This is a genomic window from Amycolatopsis nivea, from assembly GCF_004522235.1.
GTDB lineage: Bacteria > Actinomycetota > Actinomycetes > Mycobacteriales > Pseudonocardiaceae > Amycolatopsis > Amycolatopsis nivea.
Genome location: NZ_SDLT01000021.1, coordinates 16,158 through 33,123 on the forward strand (window position 1 = coordinate 16,158; position 16,966 = coordinate 33,123).

Annotated in this window: 12 protein-coding genes; 6 read left to right on the plus strand and 6 right to left on the minus strand. The window is 70.2% G+C overall.

The window, feature by feature from the left end:
• From EIZ44_RS23740 to EIZ44_RS23760, 5 genes are all read right to left on the minus strand, one after another.
• On the minus strand, positions 1 to 1,731 hold the full coding sequence (locus EIZ44_RS23740; protein ID WP_134731260.1) for an FAD-dependent oxidoreductase: 1,731 nt from the start codon (positions 1,729 to 1,731) through the stop codon (positions 1 to 3).
• Positions 1,718 to 3,643, minus strand: a complete 1,926-nt coding sequence (locus EIZ44_RS23745; RefSeq protein ID WP_134731262.1) for a maleylacetate reductase and hydroxyquinol 1,2-dioxygenase domain-containing protein — start codon at positions 3,641 to 3,643, stop codon at positions 1,718 to 1,720. Before EIZ44_RS23745 ends, EIZ44_RS23740 begins: the two co-directional genes overlap by 14 nt.
• Positions 3,644 to 3,735: 92 nt before the next feature.
• The gene (locus EIZ44_RS23750) at positions 3,736 to 4,617 is read right to left on the minus strand and encodes a helix-turn-helix domain-containing protein (RefSeq protein ID WP_134731264.1); all 882 of its coding nucleotides are present in this window, start codon (positions 4,615 to 4,617) and stop codon (positions 3,736 to 3,738) included.
• A 41-nt stretch (positions 4,618 to 4,658) separates the two neighbouring features.
• Positions 4,659 to 5,483 carry an NAD-dependent epimerase/dehydratase family protein gene (locus EIZ44_RS23755; protein WP_134731266.1) on the minus strand — a complete coding sequence of 275 codons (825 nt, stop codon included), beginning with the start codon at positions 5,481 to 5,483 and terminating at the stop codon, positions 4,659 to 4,661.
• Positions 5,484 to 5,531: 48 nt separating this feature from the next.
• On the minus strand, positions 5,532 to 6,329 hold the full coding sequence (locus EIZ44_RS23760) for an IclR family transcriptional regulator (RefSeq protein ID WP_037815491.1): 798 nt from the start codon (positions 6,327 to 6,329) through the stop codon (positions 5,532 to 5,534).
• A 129-nt stretch (positions 6,330 to 6,458) separates the two neighbouring features.
• On the opposite strand from EIZ44_RS23760, the gene EIZ44_RS23765 reads away from it, so the two are divergent.
• The 6 genes from EIZ44_RS23765 to EIZ44_RS23790 all read left to right on the plus strand — a co-directional run bounded on the left by EIZ44_RS23765 (position 6,459) and on the right by EIZ44_RS23790 (position 16,060).
• Entirely contained in the window at positions 6,459 to 7,391 is a 933-nt protein-coding gene (locus tag EIZ44_RS23765) for a 5-dehydro-4-deoxyglucarate dehydratase (RefSeq protein WP_134731268.1), read from the plus strand.
• Positions 7,391 to 8,647 (plus strand): glucarate dehydratase family protein, encoded by a 1,257-nt coding sequence (locus tag EIZ44_RS23770; protein ID WP_134731270.1) that lies wholly within the window; start codon positions 7,391 to 7,393, stop codon positions 8,645 to 8,647. Before EIZ44_RS23765 ends, EIZ44_RS23770 begins: the two co-directional genes overlap by 1 nt.
• A gap of 4 nt (positions 8,648 to 8,651) precedes the next feature.
• Positions 8,652 to 9,800, plus strand: coding sequence for a cupin domain-containing protein (locus EIZ44_RS23775; protein WP_134731272.1), 1,149 nt, complete (start codon positions 8,652 to 8,654; stop codon positions 9,798 to 9,800).
• Positions 9,801 to 10,629: 829 nt separating this feature from the next.
• Positions 10,630 to 12,084 (plus strand): aldehyde dehydrogenase (NADP(+)), encoded by a 1,455-nt coding sequence (locus tag EIZ44_RS23780; RefSeq protein ID WP_134731274.1) that lies wholly within the window; start codon positions 10,630 to 10,632, stop codon positions 12,082 to 12,084.
• A gap of 78 nt (positions 12,085 to 12,162) precedes the next feature.
• On the plus strand, positions 12,163 to 14,481 hold the full coding sequence (locus EIZ44_RS23785; protein WP_134731276.1) for a polysaccharide lyase 8 family protein: 2,319 nt from the start codon (positions 12,163 to 12,165) through the stop codon (positions 14,479 to 14,481).
• Between the two features lie 106 nt (positions 14,482 to 14,587).
• Complete coding sequence (locus EIZ44_RS23790; protein WP_167754257.1) at positions 14,588 to 16,060, plus strand: flavin-containing monooxygenase; 1,473 nt, start codon at positions 14,588 to 14,590, stop codon at positions 16,058 to 16,060.
• Positions 16,061 to 16,193: 133 nt separating this feature from the next.
• On the opposite strand, the gene EIZ44_RS23795 is transcribed toward EIZ44_RS23790, so the two are convergent.
• Complete coding sequence (locus EIZ44_RS23795) at positions 16,194 to 16,937, minus strand: maleylpyruvate isomerase family mycothiol-dependent enzyme (protein ID WP_134731280.1); 744 nt, start codon at positions 16,935 to 16,937, stop codon at positions 16,194 to 16,196.
• Positions 16,938 to 16,966 lie beyond the last annotated feature (29 nt).

Here is a 16,966-nt window from a genome sequence, read left to right on the forward strand (position 1 = left end):
CTAACGGTCCAGGAGCTTGCGAAGTGCTTCCGGCAGGCCGGTTCCGGCGGCCGCGTGCCGCCAGGCGACGTAGCCGTCCGGCCGGATCAGGAGACAGCCGTCTTCCTCGATCCCGCTGATCCGCGCCCAGTCGCCGTAGGAATCGCGGGCCTCGGGCGAACCGATGGTCACCACCCGGAGGTCCAGCCCGAGGTCCGCACTGGCTTTCGCGGCGGCGTCCCGCCAGACGCCGCCGGTGAGTCCGGTGAGGACAGTCCACCGGCCGCGGCCGACAAGGTCCAGTGTGGACACTCGGCGGCCGTCCGGGCCGACGAGCCAGACGTGCGGCAGTTTCGCTCCCGGCGTGGTCGTCGGACGGTGGTACAGCTCGGGATCCCGGTCCGCAGCGGGCTCGACGCCGTCCGGAAGCACCGCGGCCGAGTCGTACCGCTGGTCCATTTCCACGCCGTGCGCGTTGAACTCGTAGTTCTTCAGCTCGATCGCCGCCTGCAGTTGCTTGCGCCGCAACGCTCCGTCCTCGGTCGGGGCGGTGCAGGCGGCGAGACTGGCGGTGATGGCGTCCGCATCGGAGTCGCCGTCGATGCCGAGCGCGGCGAAGATCGGCCCGAACTGGTCGCGGCTGAGGTTCGCCCGGTCCACGATCTGCTTGCCGACCGGGGCGCGCTCGGCGCTGTAGCTGTCGAGAAGCCCTTCGCCCGCCTCGCCGCGGACGACCATCGCGAGTTTCCACGCCAGGTTGTACGCGTCCTGCACCGAGGTGTTGGACCCGAGCCCGTTCGACGGCGGATGCCGGTGCACCGCGTCGCCCGCGCAGAAAACGCGGCCGGACGAGTACTGCGTGGCGTAGCTGTGGTTGACCGTCCACAGTGAAGTCGAGGTGATCTCCACCGGCAGACCGGGATCCCCGACGAGGTCGCGGACGATCCGGGCCGCTTCCTCGGCGGTCACGTCGGGCGGCGGCTGGGCGATGTCGTAACCCCAGGTCAGCAGCCATTCGTTCCACGGCCGGACCATCCGCACCAGACCCATCCCGATGCCGCCCAGGTGCGCGCCGGGCCGCATCACCCAGTACAGCACGCTCGGCCGGTGCGCGACGTGCTCGGAAAGATCGGCGGTGAAGGTGATGTTCATGCTGCCGGCCTTGCCGGACTGGCCGTCGATCGGCAGCCCGGCCTGCTCGGCGACGCGGCTGCGGGCGCCGTCCGCGCCGATCAGATAGCGGGCGCGGAGGGTGAACTCGTCGCCGCGGACCCGGTCCCGCAGCCGCGCGGTCACCCCGTCGGCGTCTTGGGCGAAGTCGAGGAATTCCGTGTCCAGGCGCAGTTTCGCCCCGCGAGCGGCGGCGTTCGCGGCCAGGATCGGTTCCAGGTAGGTCTGCGGCAGGTCGATCATGTGGCACGGGCTCGCCGACGCGTACTCGGCGGCCGAGCGATCGGCGGTGCCCCAGCTCGCGATCCGGCCGATTTCCTCGCCGACGAGCGACGTGCACAGCACGGTGTCGCCCATCAGCTCAGGGGGAGTGCCTTGCGCGAGCGCCTGGTCTTCGATGCCGAGGTCGCGCAGGACTTCCATGGTCCGCTGGTTGGTGATGTGCGCGCGGGGCGTGTGCGCCATCCAGCCGTACTTGGTCGCGAGCACGGTGCGCACGCCGTAGGTCGCGAGCAGCAGCGCGGCCGAACCGCCTGCCGGGCCGCTGCCGACCACGAGGACATCGGTGTCATAGCTGGTCATGGTGGGTTCCCGGGGAGATGCGGAAGGTGAAATCGAGGCGGCGCCAGGGTTCGCGCCCGTCCGGCGCGGGGCCGGTCTGCTCGGCGAAGTCGACGATCAGGCCGTCCTTCACGCCGAACACGGTGTCCGAATCGAGGTAGTCGCCGCCGCGGACGAACAGCTGGGTCACCAGCGTGCGGTAGCCCGGTTTGGCGATCATGAAGTGCACGTGCGGCGCGCGGTAGGGATGCCGTTCGGTCGCGGCCAGCATGCCGCCGACCGGGCCGTCGTCCGGGATCGGGTACGCCGACGGCACGATCGTCCAGAACTGCAGCCTGCCCTCGGCGTCGGTGCGGAACCGGGCGCGCAGCACCGGGCCGTCCAGATCGGGCAGCTGGACGTCGTAGAAACCGTCCTCATTGGACTGCCAGACGTCCACGACCGCGTCCGGCACCGGAGTCCCGTCCGGTTCGGTCACCTGGACATCCGTCCACAGTGGAGTGCCCGGAAGTCCTTCGGCGAGATCCGCGCCCTGCTCGGTTTCCGGCGGGCCTTCGACGTAGAACGGGCCCAGCACGGCCGACGGCGTGGTGTCCGGCGTGCGCGAGTTCGTGAGCACGTCGACCACGCTCGAAACGCCGAGGGTGTCCGACAGCAGGATGAACTCCTGCCGCGTGTCCGAGCTGATCTGCCCGGTGCGGGTGAGGAAGCCGATCGCGTACTCCCACTCCTCCTGAGTGAGATCGGTGCGCACGACGTACGAATGCAGGGTGCGGACCAGCTCGGACAGCAGTTCGCGCAACCGAGCGTCCGGTGTGTTGGCGAAACTGTCCACGACCTCCTGCGTGAGCCCGCGCAGATCCGGCGGCGTGCCTTCAGCGGGGGTCGGCCGGGTGCCGGACCACGCACGCCGCAGCAGGTCTTCGATGCCGTCGCGGGTGAGTTCGCGCGGATTCGGATACGGCGCTGCGGTGGCCAGCTCGGCGGCCTTGGCGAGATCGCCTTCGGCAAGACCGATTTCGGCCAGCGAATGCGGTACCGGCAGGCTGGCGATCAGATCGAACACCGCGGTCGGCGCGTCCGGCGCACCGAGCGCTTCGGCGATCCGCCGCATCGCCTCTGGAGCGTTCGGCGCGTTGTACGCCATGGCGTGCGGGAGGACGATCGTGTGCGTTTCCGCGTGCGGCAGCCCGAAGCTGCCGCCGAGGGTGTGGCACAGCTTGTGGTGCAGGCCCATCCCGACCGAACCGAGGCAGGAGCCGGCCAGCCACGCGGCACGCAGCGCGTTTGTCCGAGCGTCCACATCGGACGGATCGGCGGCGATCCGCGGCAGCGCGGAGGCGAGCAACCGGATCGCCTCCAAAGCGAACTGGTCGACGATCGGGTTCGCCTGCGCCGAGTAGAGCGCCTCGACCGCGTGCGCCATCGCGTTGACGCCGCTGGTCAGCGAGGTCGGCACGGGCAGGCCGAGAGTGAGGTCGACGTCGTACACGACCACCTCGGGCAGCACCTTCGGCGACGACTGGGTGGTCTTGCGGCCGTTCTCGGTCTGGCCGACCACCGGCGTCATCTCCGACCCGGCGTACGTGGTCGGAACGATGATCTGCGGGATGTCGGTGCGGAGCGCGAGCGCTTTGGCCAGCCCGGTCGCGGATCCGCCGCCGATCGCGACGACGCAGTCCACGGAGTGCTCGGTGACCAGCTCGAGCGCGCGTTCGGTGACCTCGACCGGGGTGTGCATGGCGGGCTCGCCGAAGCGGGCGGCGAGCCGCGGGCCGAGCGCCCCGGCCGTCCGGTCGGCTGCCTCGGCGGCGGACTTCCCGGCCACCAGCAGCACCCGGCCTGCCTCGAGCCGCTGCACCTCGTCGGGAACGACGGCGAGCGTGCCGCTGCCGAACACGACCCGGGCCGGGTTGGCGGTGTAGGTGAACATCGACGGTCCTTCCACGCGGGTACGTCGAGTATCCGGGCGGAGGAGAGACCGCGCCTGCACAGACGTGCTGAGCGGACTGCACGAAACGCGCGTCAGGCGTCCCGGCGAAGCGCGGCGGGCGTGGTGCCCAGCTGGGCGCGCAGGACCCGGGTGAGGTGTTCCTGGTGGGAGAAACCGCAGCGCACGGCGATGTCCGCGATCGGTTCGGTGCCGGTCCGCAGCAGCAATCCGGCCTGCTCCACGCGCAGTCGCAGCAGGTACCGGTGCGGCGGCAGCCCGGTGCGTGCCTTGAACCGCCGGGCGAACCGGCTGACGCTCAACCCGGCCGCCGCGGCGAGTTCGTCGAGGCCGAGCGGTTCCGCGAGGCGTTCGTCCATCAGCTCGCGCACCTGGGCGAACTGCCGATCGGTCAGCGCCTCGACCGGCCTCGCCGCCGCGGGTGCGCTCCGGCCGGCTCGATGCTGGCGGGCGAGCTGCGCGGCGACGAGCGTGCTGAGCTGATCCGCGTACGCGCGAGCGCCGGGCTCCCACTCGCGCACGACCTGGTCGAGCGCGAGAACGAGCTGTTCGAGCAGGGGATCGACGCTGCCGAGCTCGTCGGCCAGCTGGATCGGAGCGTCCGATCCAGCGGCCTCCTGCACCGCCGAATCCGGTAGGTAGACGTGGAGCGTGTCGAGCTCGCCGCCGAGTTCCACCGACAGTTCCTGGTGCGACGGCTGGAGAAAGAGCCCGCCCGCCGGGATCCGCCTGCTGCGCTCGCCGGGCGTCCCGACGCCGCGGCGGACCGTGACCGGACCGGCGAGGTGCAGGATCAGCTGGTGCGTGCGCGCGGGCCCGAACTCCGCGCGATACGGCCGTTCGCGCTGTTTGGACAGGTAGATCCGGTCCCAGCCGAGACCCGCGCTGGTGCGTTCCGGGCGGATCCACGGCAGGGAAAGGATGCCGTTCGTGTCGGCAGGCCCGAGCTCGCCCACGGCGTCCTCCTCCTCGAGGGTCCCGTGGGCGAGGGTACCTCTCAGAGCGGGTTGAACACGCCCAGCGGCGCGGTGCAGAACGGCCCGCCGACGTACTCGGCGGCGGCACCGGTCGGCGCGGGCTTGTCCGCCAGCTGCTCGGCGTAGACCTCGGCGTTGTCGTGCGACTTGTAGCCCAGCGCCTCGGCCTCGGCGAGCGAGTAGACGCGGCGGGTGTTGTCCGAGACGCCCCAGATCATCCGGTAGCCCGGCGACGGCGCGCTCAGGCACGCCTCGAACAGCCGCGCCCCGTCGTCCGGAGACAACCAGCTGGTCAGCCCCCGGATGCCGAGCGGCAGCGGGGTCTCGAAGCACGAGCCGATGCGGATGACGATCACGTCCATGTCGAAGCGCGACGCGTACAGGCTGCCCAGCGCTTCGATGGCGGCTTTGCTTACGCCGTAATAAGTGTCCGGCCGGGTGCTGGAGTCGGCGGGCAGCCCGCGCTCGCCCGCGTCGGCGTTCCGGCGGAAGCCGACGGCGTGGTTGCTCGACGCCAGCACGACGCGGCGGATCCCGGCTTCGCGGGCGGCTTCGAGGACGGTGTGCGTGCCGTTGATGTTGACGTCGAGGGTGGCGTCCCACGAGGCCTCGCGGCTGAGCCCGCCCAGGTGGATCACCGCGTCCGCGCCCGCGCAGGCGGCGGCCATCGCCTCGGGGTCGGTCACCGAGCCGGTCATGATCTCGACCGCTTCGCCGTCCTCGGCGGCAGGCTGCTCGGCGAGGTCGAGCAGGCGCAGCACCCGGCCTTCCCGGCGCAGCCGCGGCCGCATCAGGGTGCCGACGACGCCGGCCGATCCGGTGATCAGCACACGCTGGTCTGGCATGGAGTTCCTCTCACGAAAGCCCGCGGACGGGCGACACGGTGGCGGCGGTCAGCGGATTCCGGCGCGGCGCAGCTGCTGGCCGAGCTCGGCGGTGGTTTCGGCCAGCAACTCGCCGACGCGTTCGACATCGGCGTCGGTGACCTTGCCCAGCGGCATCGAGCAGCTCATCGCGTCGGTGCCGGGGATGCGGTACGGGATCACCGCGGCCACACAGCGCACGCCGAGGGTGCCTTCTTCGATCTCGGCGGCGTACCCGCGTTCCCGGGTGCGCGCGAGGTCGGCGTGCAGCGCGTCGAGCGTGGTGATGGTGTTCGGGGTGAGCGCGACCAGCTCGTCGGGCATGAGCGCCTCGACCTCTTCGTGGGTCAGCTCGGCGAGCAGGGCCTTGCCCAGCGCGGTCGCGTGCGTGGGCAGCGTGCGGCCGACGCGCGAGATGAGGTGCGTGGAGTGCTGCGACTCGCGCGTCTCCAGGTAGACGACCTCGGTGCCGTTGCGGCGCGCGAAATGCGCGGTGAAGCCGGTCTTCTCGCGGATGCGCTCCAAAGCTTCGGTGGCGTAGGGGACGATCGCGTCGCGGTCGAGGTACGCGGTGCCGCAGATCAGCGCGCGCACGCCGAGCCGGTAGCGCGCGGAGTTCGCGTCGGCCTCCAGCCAGCCCGCGTCCAGCAGGGTGCGCAGCAGACCGTGCAGACTGGAGCGGGGGAACCCGGTGCGCGCATGGAGATCCGACAGCGACAGCCACACGTCGTTCGCGGCGAACGTCTCGATCAGGTCGATGGCGCGCCGCGCCGACTTCACGCCCGCGGACTCCGCGGGAGCGGTGGCGGGGTCCGTCTTCTGCGCCATGCGTGTCCTCCAACCGGGCCGTTGACTTGTGAGTCCGGCCATATTAGCGTCCCGAACAGCGTTCTTGTGGGTGAACATAGTCACGATAACAGACTCCATTCAAGAATGTGAACATTGGAGCAGAAACTGATGGCACAGACCGAAATCGAGCTGGACGGCTTGCTGGCGTTCCCGCTGACCCCCTTCACCGAAGACCTCGAGATCAACCTCGACGGGTTCGCGGAGAACGTGGAGAGCCACATCGCCGCCGGTGCGGGCGCGCTGTTCGTCGCGTGCGGCACCGGGGAGTTCAGCTCGCTGTCGGTCGACGAGGTCGCCGCGCTGCTGGCCAAGGCGCGCGAGGTCGCGAACGGGCGGGTGCCGGTGTGGGTCGGCGCCGGCGGCGGTGCGGCCGGTGCGCGCGCGGGCGTCGCGGCGGCGCAGGCGGGGAACGCCGACGGGGTGCTGCTGCTCCCTCCGTACCTGGTCACCGGGCCGCAGAACGGGCTGGTCGACTACGTGCGCTACGCGGTCGGCGACACGTCGGTCCCGGTGATCGTCTACCACCGCAGCACCGGCGTCTTCACCGCGCCGGCCGCGGCGAAGCTGCTGGACATCCCGTCGGTGGTCGGGATCAAGGACGGCTACGGCGACGTCGAAACGATGACCCGGATCGTCACCACGATCCGCGCGCTCGGCACGCAGCGGTCCGCGGACTTCTTGTTCTTCAACGGGTTGCCGACCGCTGAGGTGTCCGCGAAGGCGTACGCGGCGGCAGGCGTCGCGCGCTACTCCTCGGCGGTGCACTGCTTCGCGCCGGAAATCGCGCACCGGTTCCACCGCGCGCTCGCGGAGAACGACGACGCGACGATGGACGCGCTGCTCGCCGGGTTCTACCTGCCGCTGGTGGCGTTGCGCGACGAGACGCCCGGCTTCGCGGTGTCGCTGGTCAAGGCCGCCGCCCGGCTGCGCGGCGACAAGGTCGGCACCGTCCGGCCGCCGCTGATCGAGCCGACGCCGGAGCAGATCGACCGGCTGGGCAAGGTCGTTGAGAACGGTTTCGCCGTGCTGAAAGGCCTCTGATGAAGATCCGGGACGTAGTGCTGACCCCGGTCGCCTTCGCGGACGCACCGCTGCTCAACGTGATGGGCGTGCACGAGCCGTTCGCGTTGCGCAGCGTGGTCCAGGTGGTGTGCGACGACGGCGTGGTCGGCCTCGGCGAGTCTTACGGCGACGCGGCGTTCCTCGGCGAGGTGCGCAAGGTGCTGCCGGAACTGGCCGGACACGACATTTTCGACCTGCCGGGCCTCAAGCGGATCGTCGCGCGCGAGCTGGCCGGAACCGTGCTGACCGACGAGCACGGCCTGATCGGCGGGTTCTCCATCCGCAAGACGATCGCCAGCGTGTACTCGCTGTTCGAGGTCGCTTGCCTGGACGCACAAGGCCAGTTCCTCGGCCGTCCGGTCGCCGACCTGCTCGGCGGCAAGGCTCGCGACGCCGTCGACTTTTCCGCGTACCTGTTCTACAAGTACGGCGCGCATATCGGTGCGGACGAGGACAGCTGGGGCGACATCCTGACGCCGGAAGCGCTGGTCGGCTCGGCGAAGCGGATGGTCGACGAGTGCGGGTTCCGCTCGATCAAGCTCAAGGGCGGGGTTTTCGCTCCGGAGCAAGAGATCGAGGGCATTCGCGCGCTGGCCGAAGCGTTCCCCGGGCATCCGCTGCGCATCGACCCGAACGCGGCGTGGACGCCCGAAACGAGCATCCGCGTGGCCGCCGAACTCGACGGAGTGCTGGAGTACCTCGAAGACCCGACGCCGGGCATCGAAGGCATGGCGCGTGTTGCGCGCGAGGCGAGCATGCCGTTGGCCACCAACATGTGTGTGGTGAACTTCGGCGACCTGGAGCCCGCGTTCCGGGCGCGCGCGATCGGCGTTTTGCTGTCCGACCACCACTTCTGGGGCGGCATGCGCGACACCCAGGCGCTGTCGGTGGCCTGTGAGAGCTTCGGCGTCGGGCTGTCCATGCACTCCAACAGCCACCTCGGGATCAGCCTCGCCGCGATGGTGCACGTCGCGGCCGCGACCCCGCACCTGACGTACGCCTGCGACACGCACTGGCCGTGGAAGACTGCCGACGTGATCGAACCGGGCGTGCTGAATTTCGTCGACGGAGCGGTCGCGGTGCCGGACCGGCCCGGGCTCGGGATCACGCTGGACCAGGACGCGCTCGCCAGGGCGCACGAGGACTATGTCCGATGTGGACTGACCAAACGGGACGATGTGACGTACATGCGCAAGTACACGCCCGGTTTCGAGCCGAACACGGCGAGGTGGTGACCCGGTGAAGGTGACCGGATACGCGTATCCGTGGGACGTGCTCGGCGACACCGCGTTCGCCGAGCGGGTGCAGGACCTCGGCGTGGACGAGGTCGCGGTGGCCCTGGCCTACCACAGCGCGCGCGCCGCGACGCCGTGGTCGGCCGAGCGCACCTCGGTGGTCGCGCGCACCGCCGCGCTCTACCGCCCGGTGCGCGCGGAAGCCTGGTCGGGCCGGGATCTCGTCCCCGCCGCGCCGGACTGGGTCTCGTCCGAGGACAGCGGCGGCGACGCGGTCCGGCGGCTCAACGACGCCGGAATCCCGGCTGCCGCGTGGATCGTGCTTACGCACAACTCGCAGCTGGGCACGGAGTTTCCGCAGTACGCCGTGCGCAACTGCTTCGGCGAGACGTACCCGTGGGCGCTGTGCCCCGCGCAGCCCGCGGTACGCGAGTACGCCGCGACGTTGACTGCGGAATCCGTTGCGGGACTGAAGCTTTCGTCGGTGCTGCTGGAAGCGTGCGGCCCGCTCGGCGGCGTGCACCAGCATCAGCACGAGAAGACCGACGGCGTGTGGGCTCCGGCTACCGCGCGGCTGTTGTCGATCTGCTGCTGCGATGCTTGTGCGGAGGGCTGGACCGGTCTCGACCCGTCCGACGTCCGCGAGACTCTGCGGGCCGAGGTGCAGCGGCTGATCGCTACGGCGGATTTGTCGGTGGTCGAGGATAGACTTGCGGGTGAGTTGAAGGAAAAGCTGCTTTCCGGTCGGCAGCAAGCGACCGATGCGTTGCGCGCTGCGGTCTTGGCGGTGTTGGAGCCGGGCACGCGGATCGTGCTGCACGGCGCGCTCGACCCGTGGGTCACCGGCGCACTGCCCGGCCTGACCCCGACGGCCGCCGACGACGCCGAGACGGTCGTGCTGCAGAACTGGGCACCGGGTCAAGCGAGCGTCGACGCGGTCGCGGCCGCACGGCGAGCGCTGCCGGACCGAGTCGCGATCGGCAGCTACATCACGGCGGTCGCGGCTAGTGCGGTGCCGGACATCGCGGCGTACGTGGGCGAGTTGGCTAAGGCGGGAGCTGCGGAATTGCACCTGTACCACTTGGGTCTTGCCGGTCCGGCGCGGTGGCCGGATCTGCATGCCGCTACTGGTGCCGCGCACTCGGTGTCTTGACGGTTTGTTTGATGAGGAGATGCGTTGAGTCGTGAAGCTTCCGCGCCAGAGCGGGAACGCGAGTTGGCCGCGGCAGCCGCCCGGCGGTTCGCCGAGAGCGCTGCGGCTGACCGGGCCGAGTGGTGCACCGCCCCGCCGTCCTGAACCTGTTTGACGAGGAGGTCCGTTGAGCCGCAAAGTTTCCGCTCCGGCGCGGGAACCCGTGGTGGCCGCTGCAGTCCGGCGGTTCGTCGGTCGTGTCTCGGTTGGCTGGGCTGGCGCGCATCTGGTGCCTGAATCTGTTTGACGAGGAGGTCCGTTGAGCCGCGAAGCCTCCGGCCCGGCGCGGGAACCCGTGGTGGCCGCTGCAGTCCGGCGGTTCGTCGGTCGTGTCTCGGTTGGCTGGGCTGGCGCGCATCTGGTGCCTGAATCTGTTTGACGAGGAGGTCCGTTGAGCCGCGAAGCCTCCGGCCCGGCGCGGGAACCCGTGGTGGCCGCTGCAGTCCGGCGGTTCGTCGGTCGTGCCCCGGCTGATCGAGCCGCAGCGCGCCTGACGTCCTGAACCTGTTTGACGAGGAGGTCCGTTGAACCGCAAAGTTTTCGCTCCGGCGCGGGAACCCGTGGTGGCCGCTGCAGTCCGGCGGTTCGTCGGTCGTGCCCCGGCTGATCGAGCCGCAGCGCGCCTGACGTCCTGAACCTGTTTGACGAGGAGGTCCGTTGAGCCGTGAAGCTTCCGCCCCGGCACGGGAACCCGCGTTGGCCGCCGAAGCCCGGCGGTTCAGCGATCGTGTCCCGGCCAATCGAGCCGCAGCGCACTTGACGTCCTGAACCTGTTTGACGAGGAGATCCATTGAGCCGCGAAACTTCCGCCCCGGAACTGGAAAGCGTGCTGGCCGCCGCGGCCGCTGCCGCCCGGCCGTTCGCCGAGAGCACCCCGGCCGACCGGGCCCGGTGGCTGGCCGCAGCCGCGGACGCGCTCGACGCTGCCGCCGAAGAGCTGATTCCGCTGGCGCACCAGGAAACCCGCCTGCCGGCCGCGCCGCGGTTGAAGGGCGAGCTCGCGCGCACCACGTTCCAGCTGCGGCTGTTCGGCGAAGTGCTGCGGGACGGCGAATTCCTGGGCGCGACCGTCGACCACGCTGACCCGGCCTGGCCGATGGGCGCCCGGCCGGACCTGCGCCGGGTGCTTGTGCCGATCGGCCCGGTGCTGGTGTTCGCCGCGAGCAACTTCCCGTTCGCGTTCAGCGTCGCGGGCGGCGACACCGCTTCGGCGCTGGCCGCGGGGTGCCCGGTGGTGCTCAAAGCCCACCCGGGCCACGAAGAACTCTCGACGCGGACCGGCGAGATCGTCGCCCAGGCGTTGACCGCCGCCGGTGCGCCGGAGGGTGCCTTCGCGGTGATCCACGGCGTCGAACAGGGCGTCACGGCGCTCAAGGACCCGCGGATTTCCGCCGCCGCGTTCACCGGTTCCGTGCCGGGCGGGCGCGCGCTGTTCGACATCGCGGTCTCGCGGCCGACGCCGATTCCGTTCTACGGCGAGCTGGGCAGCGTCAACCCGGTCGTCGTCACGCCGGGTGCGGTCGCCGCGCGCGGCGAAGCGGTGGCGAAGGGCTACGCCGGGTCGTTCAGCCTCGGCGCGGGACAGTTCTGCACCAAGCCTGGCCTGCTCTTCCTGCCCGAGGGCCACGGATTGGACGACTCTCTCCGCGAGGCGGTCAGCGCGGTGGCTCAGCAGGAAATGCTGAACGACCGCATCGCGGCCGGGTTCGCGCAGAAGCTGGCGGACCTGCGTGCGGTGTCCGGCGTCGAATCGGTTGTGGAAGGCGCGCAGGACGGCGACGCGTTCACCCCGTCGCTCCTGGCCACCACGGCGAAGGAGTTCCTGGCGGGCGGCGAGGCGGTCCGCGAGGAGCACTTCGGCCCGGCGTCGCTGATCGTCACCTACTCCGACCAAGCCGAACTGATCGATGTGCTGGACAGCCTCGAACCCGGCCTCACCGCGACGGTCCAGGGCGAGGACGGCGACGCCGATTTCGTGCGTCCGCTGCTGCCGTCCCTGACCCGCCTGGCCGGACGGCTGCTGTGGAACGACTGGCCGACCGGCGTCACGGTCAGCTGGGCCCAGCAGCACGGCGGCCCGTACCCGGCGACGACCGCGCCGACCACGACGTCGGTCGGCACCGCCGCGATCGAACGCTTCCTGCGCCCGGTGGCCTGGCAGAGCTTCCCGGACGCGCTGCTGCCGGAAGCCCTTCAGGAAGCGAACCCGTGGCAGCTGCCGCGCCGTGTCGACGGAGCGCGCTGAGCAGACCCCCTCGTGCGCGGCGACCCCGGTTCCAGCCGGGATCGCCACGCACAACCAACCCCACTGGGAGGCACCGTCATGCCCGTGAACCGCAGAACCGCACTGCGTGGCGGTGCCATCGCCGCCGCGTCGGCCGCGCTCGTCGCCACTGCGCGCCCGGCCTTCGCCGCACCTGCCGCGGATCCGCTGAAGAAGATCGTGGCCGGCTACCGCGAGCTGCAGACGGGCATCAACCGCCCGTCACCGGAACGCACGGCCGCGCTCAAGAACCTCGGCCGGGTCGCGAAGTCTTACTACGACAGCATGTCGGTGTCCGGGAACGGTCCACTGTGGACCGACCTGCCGCTCGGTCCCGGCAGCGACTACACGACGTCGATGTACGCCCGGCTGCGCGCGATCGCCGTCGACTGGGGGACGCCGGGCAGCACGCTGTCCGGCGATCCGAAGGTGCTCGACGGGATCAAGAAGGCGCTGGAACTGATCTACGCCAGCCAGTACAACCCGCAGGTCGGCGAGATCGGCAACTGGTACACCTACGAGATCGGCGTCCCGTACTACCTGCTGCACACCCTCGTCACGGTCGCCGACCAGCTGACCGCCGACGAGCTGGCGCGGTATGTCAGCCCGGTCAAGCGGTTCGTCGGGAACCCGAATCTGCGCGCGAACAACCCGAAGATCGTCGAAACCGGCGCGAACCGAGCGGACAAGGCGCTCATCTCCATCGTTTCCGGCGCGCTGATCGGCGACACCGCGTGGATCCGCACCGGCATCGACGCGATCACCGACGTCGCCGGCGGGGGAGCGGCCAGCGTCCTGGCGAAGCTGGACCGCGCGGCGGGCGACGGTTTCCACGCCGACGGCTCGTTCATCCAGCACGACACTATCCCGTACCCCGGCCACTACGGCATCGTCCTGCTGACTGCGCTCGCCGGGACGATCCACGTCACCGAAGGCACCGACTACGCGCTGCCGGACGAGCTGAAGCAGAAGGTGTACGCGCTGGTCGGCGACACGTTCGCGCCGTTCGTGTACGCGGGCGCGCTGATGGAGCCGGTGCGCGGGCGGATGCTGTCGCGGCAGGGCGAAACCGCGCACGACATCGGACATCAGCTGACCGTCGCGACTTTGGTCCTCGCACGGTCGGCGACCGGCCCCGTGCAGTCTGAGCTTTCCGGGCTCGCCGCCAAGTGGATCAAGGAAGGCACGTACGCGCCGTTCCTGGAAATCCCCGATCCCGAACGGTTCGCGCCCGGCCCGGACCTCGTCGCGACGCCGGGCATCGAGTTCGCCCAGGAGATGCTCGCCGGACGCGTGCGGCCCGCACCGATCGTCGCGACGCACCGGATCTTCGGGCAGCAGGACCGGATGGTGCACGTGACCGAGGGCTGGTCCGCGTCGCTCGGCGTCGGCTCCACGCGGATCTCTCGCTACGAGTCGATCAACGGGATGAACCTGCACGGCTGGCACGTCGGCGACGGGGTGCTGTATCTGTTCCTTCCCAACTCGAAAGGCCACTACTCGGACGCCTATTGGCCGACTGTCGATCCGGCACTGCTGCCTGGCACGACGGCGAAGGCCGGGCCGCCGGGGCCGCTGGCAGCGACGCCGTTGACGACGAAAGCGCACGTCGGCGGCGTGCGCTGGGACGCCCGGCACGGCGCGTACGCGATGGATTTCGTCTCCGAAGACGGTTCGCTGACCGCGAAGAAGTCGTGGTTCTTCACTCCGGCGGGCGTCGTCTGCCTCGGCGCGGGGATCACCGACACGTCCGGGCAGGCGGTCCGGACGACGATCGAAAACCGCAACCTCGGCGAGAACGGACGCGGCACGCTGCTGGCCGACGCGCGCGCGGTCGGCGATTCGAGCACGCTGCACCGGCCGCGCTGGCTGCACCTCGACCAGGTCGGCGGGTATGTCCTGCTCGACAACGCCGAGGTCACCGCCCTGCGCGAAGACCGGACCGGCGCGTGGCGCGACGTCGACACCGGTGCCAACACGAAGGGCACCACGACACCGAACACGCGGCGGTACCAGAAGCTGGTGATCGAGCACGGCGCGAAGCCGGTGGACGCGAAGTACGCGTACGCGGTTCTGCCGGGCGCATCGGTGGTGGGGACGGTCGCGTCGGTGCTCGCGTGGCGCGTGCGGGCCAATACGCCCGCTGTCCAGGCTTTGCGGCTGTGGGATAACACACTGCTCGCAAACTTCTACAGTGCGGGTACGGTAGACGAAGTATCCGTTTCAGGACCGGCTTCGGTAGCGCTCGGCCGGAACAGCATCGCTGTTTCCGACCCGACGCAGCTGCAGGACAGCGTTCGCGTGACGGTGCGGCGGCGCACGGTGGAAGTTCCGCTCAAGGACACCTTCGGCGCCACCAAGGTGGTTTCCCTGCGGTGAACCCGGTTTTCCCCGCCGGGCCGGTGGTTCCCGGCCTGGCCCGGCGGGGCCCCACTTGATCCGGCCCCGGCCGTAGAGTGGGCGGAGTCGCTTCTCGCGGGGAGGAATCGTGGCGCATTTCGATGTCCTGGTGGTCGGAGCCGGGCTTTCCGGCATCGGCGCGGCCTGCCGGCTGCAGCAGCAAGCCCCGGACCGGACGTACGCCATCCTCGAAGCGCGCGACACGATCGGCGGAACCTGGGACCTCTTCCGGTACCCGGGCGTGCGCTCCGACTCGGACATGTTCACGCTCGGCTACCCGTTCCGCCCGTGGCGCAAGGAACAGGCGATCGCGTCCGGCGCCGAGATCCTCGAGTACATCCGCGAGACCGCCGCTGAGCACGAGGTCTCCCGGCACATCCGGTTCGGGCACCGGGTGGTCCGCGCGTCCTGGTCGTCCGCCTCGGCCCGTTGGACGGTAGAGGCCTCGCACGACGGCGAGGTCGTCACGCACACCTGCTCTTTCCTGTATTTGTGCAGCGGCTACTACAGCTACGAGAACGGCCACGTCGTCGACTTCCCCGGCCGCGACTCGTTCCGCGGCGAGATCGTGCACCCCCAGTTCTGGCCGGAGGGGTCGGACTTCACGGGCAAACGAGTGGTCGTCATCGGCAGCGGCGCCACCGCGGTGACCTTGGTGCCGGAACTGGCTTCGACAGCGGAGTCAGTGACGATGCTGCAACGCTCGCCGAGCTACATCCTGTCCCGCCCGTGGACGGACTCGCTCGCCCGCCGCCTGCGCCGATTCCTGCCCTCGCGCGTCGCGTACCACGCGGTGCGCGCGAAGAACGTCCTGGTGACAACGTTGCTGTACCAGTTCTCGCGCCGACAGCCCGACCGCGCCGCGGCTTTCTTGCGCGACGCGGCCGCGAAGCAGCTGCCCGCCTCGATCCCCGTCGACCCCCATTTCTCGCCCCGGTACCGGCCCTGGGACCAACGACTCTGCCTGACGCCCGGAGCGGATTTCTTCCGCGCACTCCGCAGCGGCCGAGCGGACATCGTCACCGACCGGATCGACCGCTTCACCCCCGACGGCATCACGCTGGAATCCGGCGCACACCTGCCCGCGGACGTGGTCGTCACCGCAACCGGCCTGCGCGTGATCGCGTTCGGCGGAATCGAGCTGACCGTTGACGGTGAGGTGATCGAACCGTCGGAACAACTGGTGTACAAGGGAATGATGCTCGGCGGGGTGCCGAACCTGGCGTGGTGCATCGGTTATGTGAACGCCTCCTGGACGCTGCGCTCGGATCTCGTCTCTCGGTATGTGTGTCGGTTGCTGAACCACCTGTCGCGCAACGGTTTCGACACCTGTGTGCCCCGCCCGCCCGCGATCCCGTCCACGAGGCGGCGGCCGATCATGAACCTGACGTCGGGCTACCTCACCCGCGCCGCCTCAGTCCTGCCCCGCCAAGGCGACCGCCGCCCGTGGCTGATGCGGCAGAACTACCTGCTGGACGCAGCGGATCTCCGCCTGAGCCGCATGGACGACGGGGTGCTGCGGTTCGAGCGGGTGGGGGCGCAGCGCGTGACCTCCTGATCTGGTGGGCTGTGCTCGATCGTTTGTGATTGGTCAGCGGGTGTGCTTTTTGAAGCTCGCCGAAAAGGAACCCAGGCTGCTGAACTCGACAGGTCGAGGGTTCGGCAGCCTGGGTTCCGGGAGTTCGACGCGCTCACGCCGCTGAGTGAGCCAGCCAGTGGTCGGCCAGGCCGTGGTCGCCAGTGATCGTGATCCGTTCGGCTGACACGCGTCGGGTGAGCGCCAGCAGGAGGTCTTCGACGGGGCCCGCCAGTGTCACGTCCGCAGCGTCCGTCGCGCGCGTCCACCGGACGCCGTCGGGAGTGCGGGTGATCAGCCAGCCCGCGCCGTCGCCAGGTCGGAGCTGGAGCGTCTGACCGGTGCCGCGCAGGGCCGAGAAACCCGGTCTCAGGGTCGCCATGACCGGATGGGACAGCATTTCCAGCCACTCGCTGATCGCGTCGGCCGCGAGGTCTGGTGCCACTGCGAACGCGGTCCCGGTGGCGAAGGCCGCGTCCGCGTGGTGCACCGTCGTGTCGTGGAGCATGCGGCGCAGCCAGAACGTCGCCGGTCGCGGGCCGAAGTAGGTCCACACTGGACGGTCGGAGGCGGCGACCACCGCCTCGGCGAGGTCCGCGGCGCCCGCTTGGAGCCAGGCCGACCATTCGCCGGGTGCGCCTGGGTCCGCCTCGAACGGGTCGGGAACTGGAGCCGGGCCGGACCGGATGAGGTCCGCCGCCCAGCGATGGGCCTGTCCGACGTGACCGGCCAGTATCCGCAGCGGCCACTCCGGGCAGGTGGACACCGGAGCCTCCGGATCCGCGCCGGCGACTGCCTTCGCGAATCCCTCCGTGTGTTGGTGCAATCCCTGGACAAGTCGTGCGGTGTCGAGATCCATGGCCGTACCGTAGGAACTCCACCCGGCTG